The sequence below is a fragment of the Streptomyces lateritius genome (assembly GCF_014649715.1).
Classification (GTDB): Bacteria; Actinomycetota; Actinomycetes; order Streptomycetales; family Streptomycetaceae; genus Streptomyces; species Streptomyces lateritius.
Map to the genome: position 1 here is coordinate 18,492 of NZ_BMTO01000020.1, position 16,083 is coordinate 34,574.

12 protein-coding genes are annotated in these 16,083 nt (G+C 71.6%); 8 read left to right on the forward strand and 4 right to left on the reverse strand.

The annotated features are described in order from the left end of the window. The first annotated feature begins 10 nt into the window (after positions 1-10). Entirely contained in the window at positions 11-967 is a 957-nt protein-coding gene (gene cofD, locus IE136_RS31335; protein ID WP_158987882.1) for a 2-phospho-L-lactate transferase, read from the forward strand. Then, on the forward strand, positions 964-2,382 hold the full coding sequence (locus tag IE136_RS31340) for a coenzyme F420-0:L-glutamate ligase (RefSeq protein WP_158987884.1): 1,419 nt from the start codon (positions 964-966) through the stop codon (positions 2,380-2,382). Before cofD ends, IE136_RS31340 begins: the two co-directional genes overlap by 4 nt. A gap of 7 nt (positions 2,383-2,389) precedes the next feature. Here IE136_RS31340 and IE136_RS31345 read toward each other — a convergent pair whose 3' ends face one another. Together IE136_RS31345 and IE136_RS31350 are read right to left on the reverse strand one after the other, a co-directional pair. Continuing rightward, positions 2,390-3,391 (reverse strand): DNA-3-methyladenine glycosylase family protein, encoded by a 1,002-nt coding sequence (locus IE136_RS31345; RefSeq protein ID WP_158987886.1) that lies wholly within the window; start codon positions 3,389-3,391, stop codon positions 2,390-2,392. A gap of 239 nt (positions 3,392-3,630) precedes the next feature. Continuing rightward, positions 3,631-5,013 carry a peptidoglycan recognition protein family protein gene (locus IE136_RS31350; protein WP_189601992.1) on the reverse strand — a complete coding sequence of 461 codons (1,383 nt, stop codon included), beginning with the start codon at positions 5,011-5,013 and terminating at the stop codon, positions 3,631-3,633. 137 nt (positions 5,014-5,150) lie between these two features. On the opposite strand from IE136_RS31350, the gene IE136_RS31355 reads away from it, so the two are divergent. The 4 genes from IE136_RS31355 to IE136_RS31370 all read left to right on the forward strand — a co-directional run bounded on the left by IE136_RS31355 (position 5,151) and on the right by IE136_RS31370 (position 11,298). After that, on the forward strand, positions 5,151-5,903 hold the full coding sequence (locus IE136_RS31355; RefSeq protein ID WP_189601993.1) for a TIGR03089 family protein: 753 nt from the start codon (positions 5,151-5,153) through the stop codon (positions 5,901-5,903). A 246-nt stretch (positions 5,904-6,149) separates the two neighbouring features. Further along, positions 6,150-7,361, forward strand: coding sequence for an LCP family protein (locus tag IE136_RS31360; protein WP_158987888.1), 1,212 nt, complete (start codon positions 6,150-6,152; stop codon positions 7,359-7,361). A 268-nt stretch (positions 7,362-7,629) separates the two neighbouring features. After that, positions 7,630-9,444, forward strand: coding sequence for an LCP family protein (locus tag IE136_RS31365; protein WP_189601994.1), 1,815 nt, complete (start codon positions 7,630-7,632; stop codon positions 9,442-9,444). A 51-nt stretch (positions 9,445-9,495) separates the two neighbouring features. Continuing rightward, positions 9,496-11,298, forward strand: coding sequence for an LCP family protein (locus IE136_RS31370; protein ID WP_189601995.1), 1,803 nt, complete (start codon positions 9,496-9,498; stop codon positions 11,296-11,298). Between the two features lie 107 nt (positions 11,299-11,405). Here IE136_RS31370 and IE136_RS31375 read toward each other — a convergent pair whose 3' ends face one another. Then, positions 11,406-12,425 (reverse strand): glycosyltransferase family 2 protein, encoded by a 1,020-nt coding sequence (locus tag IE136_RS31375; RefSeq protein WP_158987892.1) that lies wholly within the window; start codon positions 12,423-12,425, stop codon positions 11,406-11,408. Between the two features lie 172 nt (positions 12,426-12,597). On the opposite strand from IE136_RS31375, the gene IE136_RS31380 reads away from it, so the two are divergent. Then, positions 12,598-14,085, forward strand: a complete 1,488-nt coding sequence (locus IE136_RS31380; RefSeq protein ID WP_443070355.1) for an LCP family protein — start codon at positions 12,598-12,600, stop codon at positions 14,083-14,085. Between the two features lie 30 nt (positions 14,086-14,115). Here the strand turns inward: IE136_RS31380 and IE136_RS31385 are convergent, their stop codons facing one another. After that, positions 14,116-14,649, reverse strand: a complete 534-nt coding sequence (locus IE136_RS31385; protein WP_158987894.1) for an acyl-CoA thioesterase — start codon at positions 14,647-14,649, stop codon at positions 14,116-14,118. A gap of 130 nt (positions 14,650-14,779) precedes the next feature. On the opposite strand from IE136_RS31385, the gene IE136_RS31390 reads away from it, so the two are divergent. Then, positions 14,780-16,036, forward strand: a complete 1,257-nt coding sequence (locus tag IE136_RS31390) for an LCP family protein (RefSeq protein WP_189601996.1) — start codon at positions 14,780-14,782, stop codon at positions 16,034-16,036. The last annotated feature ends 47 nt before the right edge of the window (positions 16,037-16,083 follow it).

Consider the following 16,083-nt stretch of genomic DNA (forward strand, 5'->3'; position numbering starts at 1 on the left):
ACTGCTCCGCATGCGCATTGTGGTTCTGGCCGGGGGCATCGGTGGTGCCCGCTTCCTTCGCGGCCTCAAGCAGGCCGCGCCGGACGCGGAGATCACGGTCATCGGCAACACCGGTGACGACATCCATCTCTTCGGGCTGAAGGTCTGCCCCGACCTGGACACGGTGATGTACACCCTCGGCGGTGGGATCAACGAGGAGCAGGGCTGGGGCCGTGCGGACGAGTCCTTCACGGTCAAGGAAGAGCTCGCGGCGTACGGGGTGGGGCCGGAGTGGTTCGGCCTCGGCGACCGCGACTTCGCCACGCACATCGTCCGTACGCAGATGCTGGGCGCCGGCTATCCGCTGAGCGCGGTCACGGAGGCGCTCTGCGCCCGCTGGCAGCCGGGCGTGCGGCTCCTGCCGATGTCCGACGACCGGGTCGAGACGCATGTCGCCATCGAGGTGGACGGCGAGTCGAGGGCGGTGCACTTCCAGGAGTACTGGGTGAAGCTGCGGGCCTCGGTGGACGCCCAGGCCGTCGTGCCGGTCGGCGCGGAGGGCGCGAAGCCCGCGCCCGGAGTGCTGGAGGCCGTCGCGGAGGCGGACGTCATCCTCTTCCCGCCGTCGAACCCGGTCGTGTCGATCGGCACGATCCTGGCCGTGCCGGGGATCCGCGAGGCGATCGCGGAGGCGGGCGTGCCGGTCGTGGGCCTCTCCCCCATCGTCGGCGACGCGCCCGTACGCGGCATGGCCGACAAGGTGCTCGCGGCGGTGGGCGTGGAGGCCACGGCGGCGGCGGTGGCGCAGCACTACGGCTCCGGTCTGCTCGACGGCTGGCTGGTCGACACGGTCGACGCGGGTACGGTCGCCGACGTCGAGGCGGCGGGCATCCGCTGCCGGGCGGTGCCGCTGATGATGACGGACCTGGAGGCCACCGTGGCGATGGCCCGTGAGGCGCTGACGCTCGCGGAGGAGGTCCGGGGGTGAGGGGTCCTGCTGACGGCACGGGGGAGGCGACGGCGAGCGGCGGGCCGGAGGTCCTCGGAGGCGGGAGCCGGAGGGGCGCCGACGGTGAAGCTCCGGCCGGTGAGGGTGCGCAGGCCCGGACGGGGCGTTCCTATCGGGTCTGGGCGCTGGAGGGGATGCCTGAGGTGAGGATGGGGGACGATCTGGCGAAGCTGATCGCCTCCGTCTCACCGGGGCTCATGGACGGGGACGTGCTGCTCGTCACGTCGAAGATCGTCAGCAAGGCCGAGGGGCGGGTGATCGCCGCCGACGACCGCGAGGAGGCGATCGACGCCGAGACCGTGCGGGTGGTCGCGCGGCGCGGGGCGCTTCGGATCGTCGAGAACCGGCAGGGTCTGGTCATGGCCGCGGCCGGGGTCGACGCCTCCAACACCCCTGCCGGGACGGTGCTGTTGCTGCCCGTCGACCCGGACGCCTCGGCCCGCGCGGTACGTGAAGGGCTGCGGGACGCGCTCGGGGTCGACGTCGGTGTCGTCGTCACGGACACCTTCGGGCGGCCCTGGCGCAGCGGACTGACCGACGTGGCCATCGGCGCGGCCGGCGTGCGCGTCCTCGACGACCTGCGCGGCGGCACGGACACGTACGGCAATCCGCTCAGCGCGACCGTGGTCGCCACCGCCGACGAACTCGCCGCGGCCGGTGACCTCGTGAAGGGCAAGGCGAGCGGGATGCCGGTCGCCGTGGTCCGCGGGCTGCCGCACCTGGTCGGCGACGTCGAGGAGGGCGCCCGGGCGCTGGTCCGGAGCGCGGCCGACGACATGTTCCGGCTGGGGACCTCGGAGGCCGTACGCGAGGCGGTGACCCTGCGCCGCACCGTCCGGGAGTTCACCGACGAACCGGTGGACCCCGGTGCCGTACGGCGTGCCGTCGCCGCGGCCGTCACCGCGCCGGCCCCGCACCACACCACGCCCTGGCGTTTCGTGCTCCTCGAATCGGCGGAGTCCAGGACCCGGCTGCTCGACGCGATGCGGGACGCCTGGGTGGCGGACCTGCGCCGGGACGGCAGGCCGGAGGAGTCGATCGCCCGGCGGGTGCGGCGCGGCGACGTGTTGCGCAACGCCCCCTACCTGGTCGTGCCCTGCCTGGTCATGGACGGTTCGCACCACTACGGGGACGCGCGCAGGGACACCGCCGAACGCGAGATGTTCGTGGTCGCGGCGGGCGCCGGCGTACAGAACTTCCTGGTGGCGCTGGCCGGGGAACGGCTCGGCTCGGCGTGGGTGTCCTCGACGATGTTCTGCCGGGAAGTCGTACGGGAGGTCCTCGGACTCCCGGACGAGTGGGACCCGATGGGCGCGGTGGCGGTCGGCCACCCGGCGGCGCCGCCGAAGGACAGGCCGGCACGGCAGGCGGGCCGGTTCATCGAGGTGCGCTGAGCCGCGCCTACAGCGCTCCGATGTTCCCGGGGGTCATCCGGGGCGCGCGACGGGGCGGGATGTGGCCGCTGAGGAGGATGAGGCGGGCCGCGCGGTGGCGCTGGCCCGCGTAGGGCTCCAGAAGGGCGAGCATGGCGGCGTCGTCGGCGGTGCGATCGCCCGCGAGGGCGTAGCCGACGATGCTCGGCAGGTGGTAGTCGCCGACGCTGACGGCGTCGGGGGAGCCGTTGCTGCGCTGGACGGTCTCGGCGGAGGTCCACGGGCCGATGCCCGGGATCAACTCCAGCCGCTCCTGGGCCTGCCGGGACTCCATCGAGGCGGCCTCCTCCATCCGGCGGGCGACCTTGACGGCGCGCAGGATGGTGGCGGCGCGCTTGTTGTCGACGCCGGCGCGGTGCCACTCCCAGGAGGGGATGAGCGACCAGGTGCGGGCGTCGGGCATCACATGGAGTCGGTCGCCGGGGCCGGGGGCGGGTTCGCCGTACTTCCGTACCAGCAGCCGCCAGGCGCGGTAGGCCTCGTCCGTCGTGACCTTCTGTTCCAGGATCGAGGGGATCAGCGACTCCATGACCAGGCCGGTGCGGGTCAGCCGGAGGCCGGGGCGGCGGCGGTGGGTGGCGGCGAGGAGGCGGTGGCGCGGGGTGAAGGCGCCCGGGTCGTCCTCGGCGCCGAGCAGCTGCGGGAGCTGGTCCAGGAGCCACTCGGCGCCCGGGCCCCAGGCCTCGGCCTCGGCGACGCCCTCGCTCGGGCGCAGGGAGACCCTGAGGGTGCCGGGGCCCACGGGGGTGCGGGTGGCGCGCCAGACGGAGCCGTCGGGGGTCGTACGGAAGGTGGGGTCGCCGGGGCCGCGGCGGAGCGGGCCGAGAGTGAGACCGAGGTCGGTGGGAGCGTCGGGGGTCCAGCGGCGGGCGAGGCCGGCCGGGGGATGGGGCGCCCGGGCGGCGGGTACGGGGACGTGGCCGCCGCGCACAGTGGTGCGGGTGGGACGTGGGAGGAAGCGGCCGGCCATGGGTACGAGCGTAACGGGGCGGAGGCCGCGTGGTCGCGGTGCGACCGGCCTCGGGGAGGGCGGAGGGGAGCCGGCCCCGGTGGGCGGGCTGGTGGCCGAGTCCGTGTCCGGCGGCTTCGGCGGAGCGGGGACCTGCGGGGAAGGCCTCAGCGCTCCGGCGGAGCGGGGACCTGCGGGGAGCCGCGTCGGCGGACACGTGGACCTGCCCCGGCGAGCGCGTAGGGCCGCGCCGAGCGGGGTCAGGGGCGGCCCTGGTATTTCGCCGAGGCCGTCCTGGTGGCGCCGAGCTTGCTGTAGAGACGGCCGCCGGGGCATTCCGTGGCGAATCCGTCGCGGTGGCCCGCGATGGTGTTGAACTTGACCTTCTTGCCCTTCTTGTACTTGTTCCCGCCGCCCGAGGTGAGCGTCGTCTTGCCCTTCGGGTTCGCCCCGTGCAGCCCCAGCTTCCACGCCGTCAGCTTCGCCACGGCGTTCACCGCCGCGGCCGGCGGCGCCGTCGAGCTGTAGGAACCGAGGACCGCGATGCCCATGCTGTTGGTGTTGAAGCCGAGCGTGTGGGCGCCGAGCACCGGCTTGGCGACGCCTCCCGCACGGCCCTCGTAGATGTTGCCGCACTTGTCGACGGCGAAGTTGTAGCCGAAGTCACGCCAGCCGCTGCTCTTGACGTGGTAGCGGTAGATGCTCCGGAGGAGGGAGGGGGCCTGACGGCACGTGTAGTTGTTGCCGGTGGCGCTGTGGTGAACGAAGGCCGCCTTGACCGCCTTGGTGTAGACGAAGCTTTTCGCGCGCATCTTCTCGTCGGCGCCCCACCCCTTGCGCGTGATGATCTTCGGTCGGGGGCCGATGTACGGCTTCGCGGCGGCCGCCCCGAGAACCGCCTCCGTCGCCTCCGTCACCGTCGCCGCCCGCGAAAGGGCCGGGATGACGCTCGCGCCGGACGGGGCACCGAGGTGCGCGTTCACGGCGGAGGCGGCCGCCTCCTCCACGGTCGGCGCCGCCTGAGCCGCACCCCTCGCACTGTCCGCCGTCGCCTCGGTCGCCGCCCCCGACCGCGATCCCGGGGCGGCGCGCTCCGGGCCCGGGTCCACCAGCTCGAGGCGCAGTCCGGCCGGGAGCGGCGCCGCGTCCCGCTCGGCCTGCGGCTGTACGCGGATCTCGACGCCGTCCGATTCACCCACCCACAGCGGTGCCGTGGAACCGCGCAGCGCGGCCGTATCGGCTTCCGGTGTGCCGGGGTCGGCCCCGTGCTCCTCGTTGTGGATCTCGACGTCCTGCCACGGCGACCACTCGGAGCCGCCGGCGGCCCGGGTACGGACCTGGACCGTGCCGTGCAGGTGCGCACGGGCGTCGTCCCAGACGACACCGAGCAGCGAGAAGGGTCTGACGTCCCGTCGGGTCAGCCCCTGCGTGGCCGTACCGCCGACGGCCCGGTCGGTGGTCCCGATCGGCCCGAGCGGCAGCGACTGGGTGGACCCGGCGACGTCCGTATCGACGGAATCGACGGAGACCATGTCGACCGGACCGGCCGGCGGCAGCGACGCCGCCGGGGTCACGAGGGACAGCGGCAGGGCGAGCGCCGCCGTACACGTGACGGCGACGGAGGAAACGAGGTTGGCACGCATGAGGCGATCGTCCGCAGCCCCGGCGCGTTCCGCTCGGCGGGATTCACTCCCCCAACTGACGAGGAATCGGTCCGACCGGTGGACGACGTCACCGGTACGGCGGGTCCGCGCGCCCCTCCCCGCGTACCCTTGCCCGCGTGAACGCCAGCGACCGCACCCCCGCCGACCTGCTGCGATCCGCGCTCGCCGCGGACCCCGCCCGCCCCTTGGTCACCTTCTACGACGACGCCACCGGTGAGCGCGTGGAATTGTCCGTCGCCACCTTCGCCAATTGGGTGGCCAAGACGGCCAACCTGCTCCAGGGCGAGCTGTCCGCCTCCCCCGGCGACCGGCTCGCGCTGCTGCTCCCCGCCCACTGGCAGACCGCCGTCTGGCTGCTGGCCTGCTCGTCCGTGGGCGTGACCGCCGAGGTCGGCGGCGACCCGGCGGACGCAGACCACGTCGTCGCGGGCCCCGACACCCTGGAGGCGGGTCTGGCCTGCTCGGGAGACCGGATCGCGCTCTCCCTCGCCCCGCTGGGCCGCCGCTTCCCCGCCCCGCCCGCCGGATACGCGGACTACGCGGTCGAAGTGCCGAGCCAGGGCGACCGGTTCGCCCCGTTCGTCCCGGTCGACGCGGACGCTCCGGCCCTCGTCGTCCGCGGTACGGAACTGACGGGTGCCCAGCTCGTCGAGCGGGCCCGTGCGGACGCCGAGGCCCTCGGCCTCGCGCCCGGGGGACGGCTGCTCTCGGCGCGTCCGTACGACACCTGGGAGGGGATCTCCGCCGGGCTCTACGCGCCGCTGGCCGCCGGGGCCTCCGTCGTCCTGTGCCGGAACCTGGACCGGCTGGCGCCCGAGGCGCTCGACAAGCGGGTGGAGAGCGAGCGCGTCACCGCGACCGCGGTGTGACCACCCGCACGACCGGCACGACCCCCACGAGCGGCGCGACCGCCACGACCCGCGCGACCCACGCGACCCGCCGAGGTTCCACCCGTATGGCGCACCGACTCGCCGAGTCCCCGGGTCCACGCCTCCAGTCCGGTACATGATCGGCGGTAGCTACCCCACCCGCACAACCATGCGCCGGGTTCAGCCGTCTACCTCTGCGACCGGCGGCCCGGCGCGCCGCCGACGCCATCAAGGACGGACTCAGACGTGACGGACAGTCCTGGCACGCCCGCCGAACCGGACACCCCGGACGAGGACGAGACGACCAGCACTCCCGCCGAGGACGAGCCGGCCGGCCCTGGCCCCGCCCCCAGGGGCCGAGGGTGGCGCAGGGGTCACTGGCTGCGCTGGACGGCGCTGGGGGTCTCGGTGTTCGTCATCGCGGCGGCCGGTGCCGGATGGTGGCTCTACCGGAAGCTCGACAACAACATCACCACCGACACCGACGCCGCCGCCGAACTGCTCAAGTACGACAAGGAGCGCCCCAGCCCGGCCGTCAAGGGGGCGCAGAACATCCTGCTCATCGGCTCCGACACCCGGGCGGGGCCCGGCAACAAGAAGTACGGCAAGGACAAGGGGACCCAGCGTTCCGACACCACGATCCTGCTGCACCTCTCGGCGGGACGGTCGAGCGCCACGGCCGTCTCCCTCCCCCGCGACCTGATGGTGAAGATGCCGAGCTGCCGCCAGCCGGACGGGACCCGCACACGGGAGCAGTTCGCGCAGTTCAACTCGGCCTTCGAGATCGGCGGCACGGCGTGCACGATCCGTACCGTCGAGCGGCTCACCGGGATCCGGATCGACCACCACATGGTGATCGACTTCCAGGGTTTCAAGAAGATGGTCGACGCGGTGGACGGGGTGGAGATCTGCCTCAAGGAGCCGATCGACGACGACGACGCCCATCTGCGGCTTCCGGCCGGGCGCCAGACGCTCCGCGGCGAGCAGGCCCTGGGCTTCGTACGGGCCCGCAAGTCGCTGGGGAACGGCAGCGACACCGAACGCATGGACCGGCAGCAGCAGTTCCTCGGCGCGCTGGTCAACAAGATGCAGAGCAACGGCGTTCTGCTGAACCCGACCCGGCTCTACCCGGTCCTGGACGCGGCGACCAAGTCGATCACCACCGACGCGGGACTCGACTCGCTGCGGGACCTGTACGACCTGGCGCGTTCGATGCGGAGCATCCCCACGGAGAAGGTGCAGTTCCTCACGGTGCCGCGGCGGCCCTACTCGTACAACGCGAACCGGGACGAACTCGTACAACCCAAGGCGAGTCAGCTCTTCAAGCGGCTACGGGAGGACAAGGCCGTCACCGTGACTCCGGGCGGCAAGCGGAAGCCGGACGACACAAGCTCGGCGAGCCCCGCGCCGACGCCGACGTTCTCGGGGCGCAACGCGGCGGAGGGCGTGTGCACGTAGGGGCGGGCGAGTGCGGGTGGGTGCCAATGAGCGCGCATGAGTAAAGCGCGTTCCAAGGGGAGGGCTGTTGTCGATGAGGTTTGAGCAAATTGCCCGGTTGTAAGGGGCGTGGAATTTGTCACGGACGTCGCCCCACGCTGAACTGGGCGGATAGTGTGACGCGATCCGGTGCTCCCGACCTCGTGGTCGCCGCACTCAACGGATCGAACGACCGAGCGCCCGACGGGGGAGGCGCCTCGCGTGGCACCGACGGAGGATTCAAGTAACCGTGGACGCGCACAGCCGTGGACAGGCGGACGAGATCGACCCCGCCGACCAGTGGGTGCTCAACCCGGAGACGGGCAACTACGAACTGCGACTGAGCCACTCCTCTGAGCAGCCGCAGACGCCGTCCCGGCCCCGTAGGTCCACCACCCCCGGCCAGAGAAGCGCCGTCGGCGCGCAGGCCGCAGGACCGGGCTCCGCCGAGCCGTCGGCGGGGCGTTCCCGTACGGCCGGGCGGTCTCGTACCGCCGAGCGCGACCGCACCGCCACCGAGGCGCCCGTACCCGGACAGCGCCGCCGACGCGCCGCGGAGCCGGGCGGCGGTCAGCCGGCCCCGGGGCGACGCAAGCGCAGGCCGGAGAAGTCCGGGAAGAAGAAGGCCCTGATGTGGGTGGGCGGCACGATGGCCGTCGTGGTCCTCGTCGGCGGCCTGGGCGCGTACCTCGTCTACGACCACTTCAACGCCAACATCAACACCGTCGACGTCGGGGACGCAGCCGGCGCCCAGACGATGGACGGGCCGCTGAACATCCTGATCATCGGCAACGACATCCGCACCGGCGCGGGCAACGAGAGCTACGGGAACAAGGACAACGTCACCGGCCACGCCGACACGACGTTCCTCTTCCACGTCTCGGAGGACCGCACCAACGCGACGGCGCTGAGCATCCCCCGTGACCTCAAGATCGAGATCCCGGACTGCCCGACCAAGCAGGCCGACGGGTCGACCAAGGTCATCCCCGGTTCGACCGGAACCACGAAGTTCAACGAGTCGTTCGGTGTGGACGGACGCGACCCGGGCTGCACGATGCGCACCGTCAAGCAGATCACCGGCCTGGACATCAACCACTTCATGATGGTCGACTTCAACGCCGTGAAGACCCTGTCGACCGCGGTCGGCGGGGTGAGCGTCTGCCTGAAGAAGCCCATCCACGACAAGGCCTACTCCAAGCTGAACCTCCCCGCGGGGGAGCACCGGATCCAGGGCGAGGACGCGCTCGCGTTCCTCCGCAACCGTCACGGCCTCGGCAACGAGAGCGACCTGGACCGGATCAAGCAGCAGCAGCAGTTCCTCGCGTCGATGATCCGGCAGCTGAAGGAAGACACGCTGGACAGCCCGACGAAACTGTTCGCGGTGGCGGACGCGGCCACCAAGGCGCTCACGGTGGACAAGGGCATAGGCAGCGCGATGAAGCTGACCACCTTGGCCAAGGAGCTCGGAAAGGTCGAGCTGAAGAACATCAGCTTCATGACCGTTCCGGTGATCGACAACCCCGACGAGCCTCCGACGAAGCGGGCGACGGTCGTCCTCCACCCGGAGAAGGCCCCCGAGGTGTTCAGCATGCTGCAGAACGACGTCTCGTTCACCGAGGTGAAGAGGAAGCAGCAGGACGCCAAGAACGCCCAGGCGCAGGCCCAGGCGAAACTGCTGCAGGGACCGCGCGCCGAGGCGGTCGACGTGCGCGTCGACGTCTACAACGGCAGCGGCATCCGGGGCGCGGCCCAGAAGACGATCGACTGGCTGCAGAACGAACAGGGCGTCACGCGCTCCACGAACAAGGCGAACGCCCCCGAGAAGGCGGCGAAGACGACACTCACATACGCACCGAACCAGGCCGACCAGGCGCGCAAGCTCGCGGACATGATGGGTCTGCCCGCCACGGCGCTGAAGCCGGGCACGCAGGCCGCCGCGGAGCGGGCGCCCATGGAGCTGGTCCTCGGTGCCGATTTCAAGGGCGCGGGGGTGCCCATCACCGGTCCGGCAAAGGTGCCGGACGTCGACAAGGTGGAAGCCGACAAGAAGGTGTGCGCCGAGTGACCCGGATACGCCGGGGCACGGCGCCCTCCTGAAGTGACGAGGGGACCAGGGGTGGGACAGAGCAGCGTGCGCGGGGAGGGGACGCGTGGAGGCGTTCCGCACGCCCGTGATTTGGGCTGGGACGAGAGTCTCTACGGCGAAGGGGGCGAGGGGGCCGCTGCCGGTACCCGGAGCGCCGACGCCGGTGCCGCCGACGACGGCAAGAGCGGCGAGGGCAAGAGTGACGACGGCCGGGGCGACGCGGGGGGCAGGAGCGGCCAGGGAAGCAGGAGCCGACAGGGCGGCGGGGGCGGTGGTGACAGCCGTACGAGTCACCGGCGCGGAGGGTCTCGCCGCCGTGCCAAGAAGTCCGGCAAGCGCAAGGTGTTCCGCTGGGTCGCCGCGACCCTGTCCCTGCTGATACTGGGGGCGGCCGGCGCCGGATACCTGTACTACGAGCACCTCAACGGCAACCTCCGCGGCGGCAGCCGCGCCGGCGGTGACAGCGGTGTGAAGAAGGCCGCGCCGAACGCGCTCGGCGACACCCCGCTCAACATCCTGCTCATCGGCTCCGACAGCCGTGCCGACGCCAAAAACGTGGCGCTCGGCGGCGGCAAGAACGAACGGGACCGCAAGCCCCTCGCCGACGTGCAGATGCTGCTGCACATCTCCGCGGACCGGAAGAACGCCAGCATCGTCTCCATCCCGCGCGACACGATCGTCCCGATCCCGGAGTGCAAGGGCGAGGACGGCACGCCCTTCCCCGCCACCACCACCAAACCCATCAACGAGACGCTCCAGCGCGGCGGCCCCGGCTGCACCCTGACCACGTGGGAGAGCATCACCGGGGTCTACATCGACCACTGGATGATGGTCGACTTCGCCGGTGTGGTCGCGATGGCGGACGAGGTCGGCGGCGTCCCGGTCTGTGTGAAGACCGGCGTCCACGACCGGTCGACCAGGCAGGTCAAGGGCGGCTCGGGCCTGAAGCTCGGCCCCGGAACCACCGAGGTCAAGGGCGAGCAGGCGCTCCAGTGGCTGCGGACCCGGCACGCGTTCGGCAACGACCAGAACCGCGCCAGGGCCCAGCACATGTACATGAACGGCATGATGGAGAAGCTCCAGAAGCAGAACGCGTGGAGCGACACCGGGCGGCTGATGGGTCTGGCGGAGACCGCCACCAAAGCGCTCCAGGTCTCCGACGAGATCCGCTCGGTCTCCAAGCTCTTCGACCTGTCGATGCAGCTCAAGAACGTGAAGCTGGACCGTCTCACGACGGCGACGGTGCCCACGGTCGCCTGGTCGCAGAACAAGGACAAGCTGCAGATGGTGGAGTCCTCCGCCGACAAGATGTGGGCGATGCTCCGCGACGACGTCGCCTTCGACAAGAACGGCGACCCGGCCGGCGCCAAGCCGACCGTCTCCGCGTCCGCGAAGCCGAAGGGCCCGACGGCGGGGGCGCCGGGCAGCCTGGCCGTCACGGTCGTCAACGGCACCGGCGTCGGCGGCCAGATGTCCGTGGACGGCCGGGCCGGCACCCTGGCGAAGGCGCTGAAGGACAAGGGCTTCACGGGGGCGGAGGCCTCGCAGAGCGCCGAGCCCCGCAAGGACACGATCGTCAGGTACCCGAAGGCGGCCGGTGACCAGGGCAAGGCGGACGCCCTGTCCGTGGCCAAGGCGCTCGGTCTGCCCGGCTCGGCGGTCCGGGCAGACGCCAAGGCCGAGAGCATCACCCTGGTGATCGGCGGGGACTGGCGCGAGGGCGCCACCTACGAGAAGCCGAAGACCGAGGCGGGCGACCTCCCGGAGGGCGCCGACGACAAGGTGGAGTGCATGGACGTCTACTCCGTCTACCGATGGGACGGCAAGAGCTGACCCGTCGAGCCCCATCGCCGTACGGCACGCGGAGGCCGGGACCCCCCAGGGGTCCCGGCCCTTGCTTTCTCTGTACCGGAAGTCGTTTTCCCTTTACGGGAAGTCGCTCAGACCTTCTCGGACGTGACCGCCGGACGGCGGCTCGCGATGACCTTCCTCGCCAGCGCGCGCGGGCTCGTCAGGAAGCCGTAGCCCCAGGACATGTGCATCGTCGCCAGCGCCACCGGGATCTGGAGGCGCGCCTTCAGAGGGAGGCCCTTGCCCGCCGGGACCGAGCCCGCCGTGATCGCCGCGAGGTAGCCGGCCGGGATGACGAAGCCGAGGGGCGTGAGGGTCGCGCCCACGACCAGGCCCGCCGCGATCGCGCAGACGGCGGTCGGCGGGGCGAGGTAGCGGAGGTTGATGGAGCCCTGGTGGTAGCGGGCCACCACATGGCGCCAACGGCCGTAGTCCTTGTACTGCTTGGCCAGGGCGCGCACGCTGGGCCGCGGCCGGTACTGGACGCGCAGTTCCGGTGAGAACCAGATCAGACCGCCCGCCTCGCGGATGCGGAAGTTCAGCTCCCAGTCCTGGGCTCGGATGAACTCCACGTTGTAGCCGCCCTGTCGTTCCAGGGCCTCGCGCCGGAAGACACCCAGATACACGGTTTCGGCGGGGCCCGCCTGGCCGCCGGTGTGGAAGGCGGCGTTGCCGACCCCGATCTTCGAGGTCATCGCGGCGGCCACCGCGTGCTCCCAGTCGTTCTCGCCTTCGGCGTGCATGATGCCGCCCACGTTCTGCGCTCCGGTCTCCTCCAGGAGGCGGACCGCGGTGGCGATGTAGTTCGGCGAGAGCATCCCGTGGCCGTCGACCCGCACGACGATGGGGTGGCGGGAGGCCTGGATCGCCGCGTTGAGGGCGGCGGGCGTGCGGCCGGTGGGGTTCGGCACGGTGTGGACCCTGGGGTCCTCCCGTACGAGCTCGGCGGCGATCTCGTCCGTACGGTCCGTGGACGGGCCGAGGGCGATCACCACCTCCATCTCGCCGTCGTACTCCTGCTCGAGGATGTGACGGACCGAGTTGCGCAGATGCCGCTCCTCGTTGAGGACCGGCATGATCACGGAGACGGGCGGCAGAGCGGCAGGCATGTGGTCCTCGGGGGTCCGGGGGTCGTCCCCCGGGAGACAGCAGGATATTGCGCCACGTTACCGCGAACGGGGGACACGGAGCGCGTCACGGGGGCCGGTGCCCGCTGGCGCTGATCGTATGGGCCTACGGTGCTCACGGTTCTCCCTGTCACACCCGCGGAGGTGTCCCCCGGTGCCCACACCGCCCCGCACGCCCCGTCCCCGGCCGACCGCCCGCCCCGTACCGGCTCGCCGTGGCAGACGGGTCGCCGCGGTCGCGCGGCCGCGGTGGGGCATGCGGATGGCGACGACACTCTCCGTACTGGTGCTGGGCGCGGGCGGGATCGGGCACGCGGTGGTCACCAGCCTGGACACCGGGATCACCCGGGTCGACCCGTTCAAGGACATGAAGAACCGCCCCCAGGCCGGGCACGGCATGAATGTGCTGGTGGTGGGCACGGACGGGCGGGAGAGCATCTCCGAGGAGGAGCGCAGGGCCTACCGGCTCGGCGGGGAACCCTGCCACTGCACCGACACGGTGATGCTGATCCACATCTCCGAGGACCGCGACCGGGCGAGTGTGGTGAGCCTGCCCCGCGACTCGTACGCCGAGATGCCCGAGCACGTCGACGAGACCACCGGCGAGCGGCACCAGGCACACCCGGTGAAGCTGAACGCGGCCTACACGGAGGGCGGTCCCGCTCTGACGGTGCGGACCGTCGAGAGCATGACGGGCGTCAAGATCGACCACTATCTGGAGGTCGACTTCACCAGCTTCATGAAGACGGTCGACGCCGTCGGCGGGGTGGAGATCTGTACGGCGCGGCCCCTGAAGGACACCCACACCGGTCTCGACCTGGCGGCCGGCACGCACGAGCTGACCGGTGGGCAGGCACTGCAGTACGTCCGCTCCCGCCATGTCGACGGGGCGTCGGACCTCGGTCGGATGCAGCGCCAGCAGCGCTTCCTCGCCGCGCTGATCGACCGGATGACGACCGGCGGGGTGCTGCTCAACCCGGTGCGTTTCCGGCAGGTCTCCACGACGATGCTCGGCTCGGTGCGCGCCGACCGCGGTTTCGGTACGGACCAGATGCTGGCCCTCGCCAAGGGGATGCGGGGCTTCACCCCCGCGTCGTCGGAGTTCGTCTCGGTACCGGTCGGGGACGTCGCCTTCGAGGTGGAGGGGATCGGCTCGACGGTGAAGTGGGACGCGCCCAAGGCGCAGAAGCTCTTCCAGGCGCTGCGCGAGGACCGGCCGCTGACCGTACCGAAGCCCGCCGCTTCGGAGGCGTCGAAGACCGGTCCCCAGCGGTCGGTGGTGGAGGTGGCACCGAAGACGATCCGCGTCCAGGTCTACAACGGGACGCGCCTCGACGGACTGGGCCGGCGGGTGGACGACGCGCTGCGGGCCACGGGCTTCGACACCACGCGCGCCCCGCGCACCGCGGACGGCCCGGAGCTGCGGCGCACGCTCGTCGAGTACGACCCACGCTGGGACCGCTCGGCGAAGTCCCTGGCGGCGGCGCTGCCGGAGGCGGAGCTGCGGGCGGTGAAGGGGCAGGGCGGAACGCTGCGGGTGACGGCGGGCCTGGACTACAGGGCGGTGAAGCCGGTCCGGGCGGAGGAGAGGCGGACCGGGCCGTTCGAGGCGGTCACCGGGGACCGGGTGGTCTGCCCGTAGAGCTCGTCGCGCGGTGCCGGCCGGGGGCGGTCAGTCCTCGTAGCCCTCGGCCGCGCGGCGCTCGCGCAGCTCCTTGATGGCACGGCGGCGGGCGAGCCGGTGGGTGCGACGGATCTGGGCCTCCTGGTAGCGGCGCTGGTCCCGCTCGGTCTCGGGGATCACCGGCGGTACGACGCGCGGCTTGCCGTCGGCGTCGACGGCGGCGAAGACCAGGTAGGCGGAGCCGACCTGCTGGGCGGGTGTGGACTCGTTCCAGCGCTCGGCCAGGACGCGGACGCCGACCTCCATGGAGGAGCGGCCGGTCCAGTTGACCTGGGCCTTCACATGGACCAGGTCGCCGACGCGTACCGGCTCCAGGAAGACCATCTCGTCCATGGAGGCGGTGACGGCGGGCCCTCCCGAGTGCCGGCCGGCGACGGCGCCCGCGGCGTCGTCGACGAGCTTCATGATCACACCACCGTGCACGGTGCCCAGGAGGTTGGTGTCGTGGCTGGTCATGATGTGGCTGAGGGTGGTGCGGGACGCGGAGGTGGGCTTGCCCGGAATATCGCCCTGATCTGTCATGCCCTCCACCTTATGCCGGGCCCCCGCGCGGTCCCTGCGGCGTCCCCTTTGCATCAGCTTGGCAACAGCGGTGACCCGATACTCCACCCACCCTGTCGGCCCGACCTGGCCGGACGGCACACTGGTCCGCATGAATGATGGGTGGAGCGACGACCGCGGACAGAATCGCGGCTACGGACGTGGCAGCGCGGACGCGCAGCCCGAGGGGGCGCGCGCGATGCGCCATGTGCAGCGTCCGCAGGTCCCCCAGCAGCCGCCGCAGTACGACCCGCGCTTCGACCAGGGCCAGGGCCCGGGGTACGACTCCGGGTACAACACCGGCCAGGTCTACGGCGCACCCCAGGGCGGCGGCCGGGGCGGCGTACCGCCGCAGTACTCCCCGCGGCCGGGGCGGCCGGGACAGCCCGCGCCGGACTGGCGCCGCCGCATGAAGGTCGGCTCGATCGTGCTGGTCGTGGCGGTCGTCGGCTGGAGCGTCGGAACGTACGCGTGGGCCAGCTCGCGGATGCGCAACGAGGTCGATCTCTCCAAGGTCATCGAGCGGCCGGCCGAGGGCGACTGCACGACGTACCTGATCGTCGGCTCCGACAGCCGTGAGGGCATGTCGGCCGAGGAGAAGAAGAAGCTCCACACCGGCTCCGCCGAGGGCAAGCGGACCGACTCGATGATGATCCTCGCCGCGTGCGGCAGCGGGAACACGATGATCTCGCTCCCCCGGGACTCGTGGGTCACCATCCCCTCCTTCGTCGGCTCGGAGTCCGGGAAGAAGTTCGGGGCCCGCGGCGGCTCGAAGCTCAACGCCGCGTACGCGATGGACGGCCCCGAGCTCCTGGTCCGCACGGTGGAGTACAACACCGGTCTGCGCATCGACCACTACGCGGAGATCGGCTTCGCCGGCTTCGCGAACATCGTGGACGCGCTCGGCGGTGTCGAGATGAACATCGAGAAGGGCTTCAAGGACAAGAAGTCCGGCGCCGACTTCCAGGCGGGCGAGCAGACCCTCAACGGCGAGCAGGCCCTGGCCTTCGTCCGTACCCGCTACGCCTTCGCCGAGTCCGACCTGGCCCGTACGAAGAACCAGCAGAAGTTCCTCTCCGCGCTGGCCAACCAGGCGGCGACACCGGGCACCATCCTCAACCCGTTCACGCTGTACCCGACGCTGGGCGCGGGCCTGGACACGCTGATCGTCGACAAGGACATGTCGCTGTACGACCTGGGCAAGATGTTCTTCGCGATGAAGGGGATCAGCGGCGGCGACGGGAAGTCGATGAACATCCCGATCTCCGGGAGCGCGCCGCAGGGGTCCCTGAAGTGGGACATGCCGAAGGTGAAGCAGTTGGTGGGGCAGATCCAGAACGACGAGAAGGTCACCGTCGAGGGCAAGTGACCCGCAGCCGGAAGGGGCGCCCCCCGCACATGGTGCGGGGGGCGCCC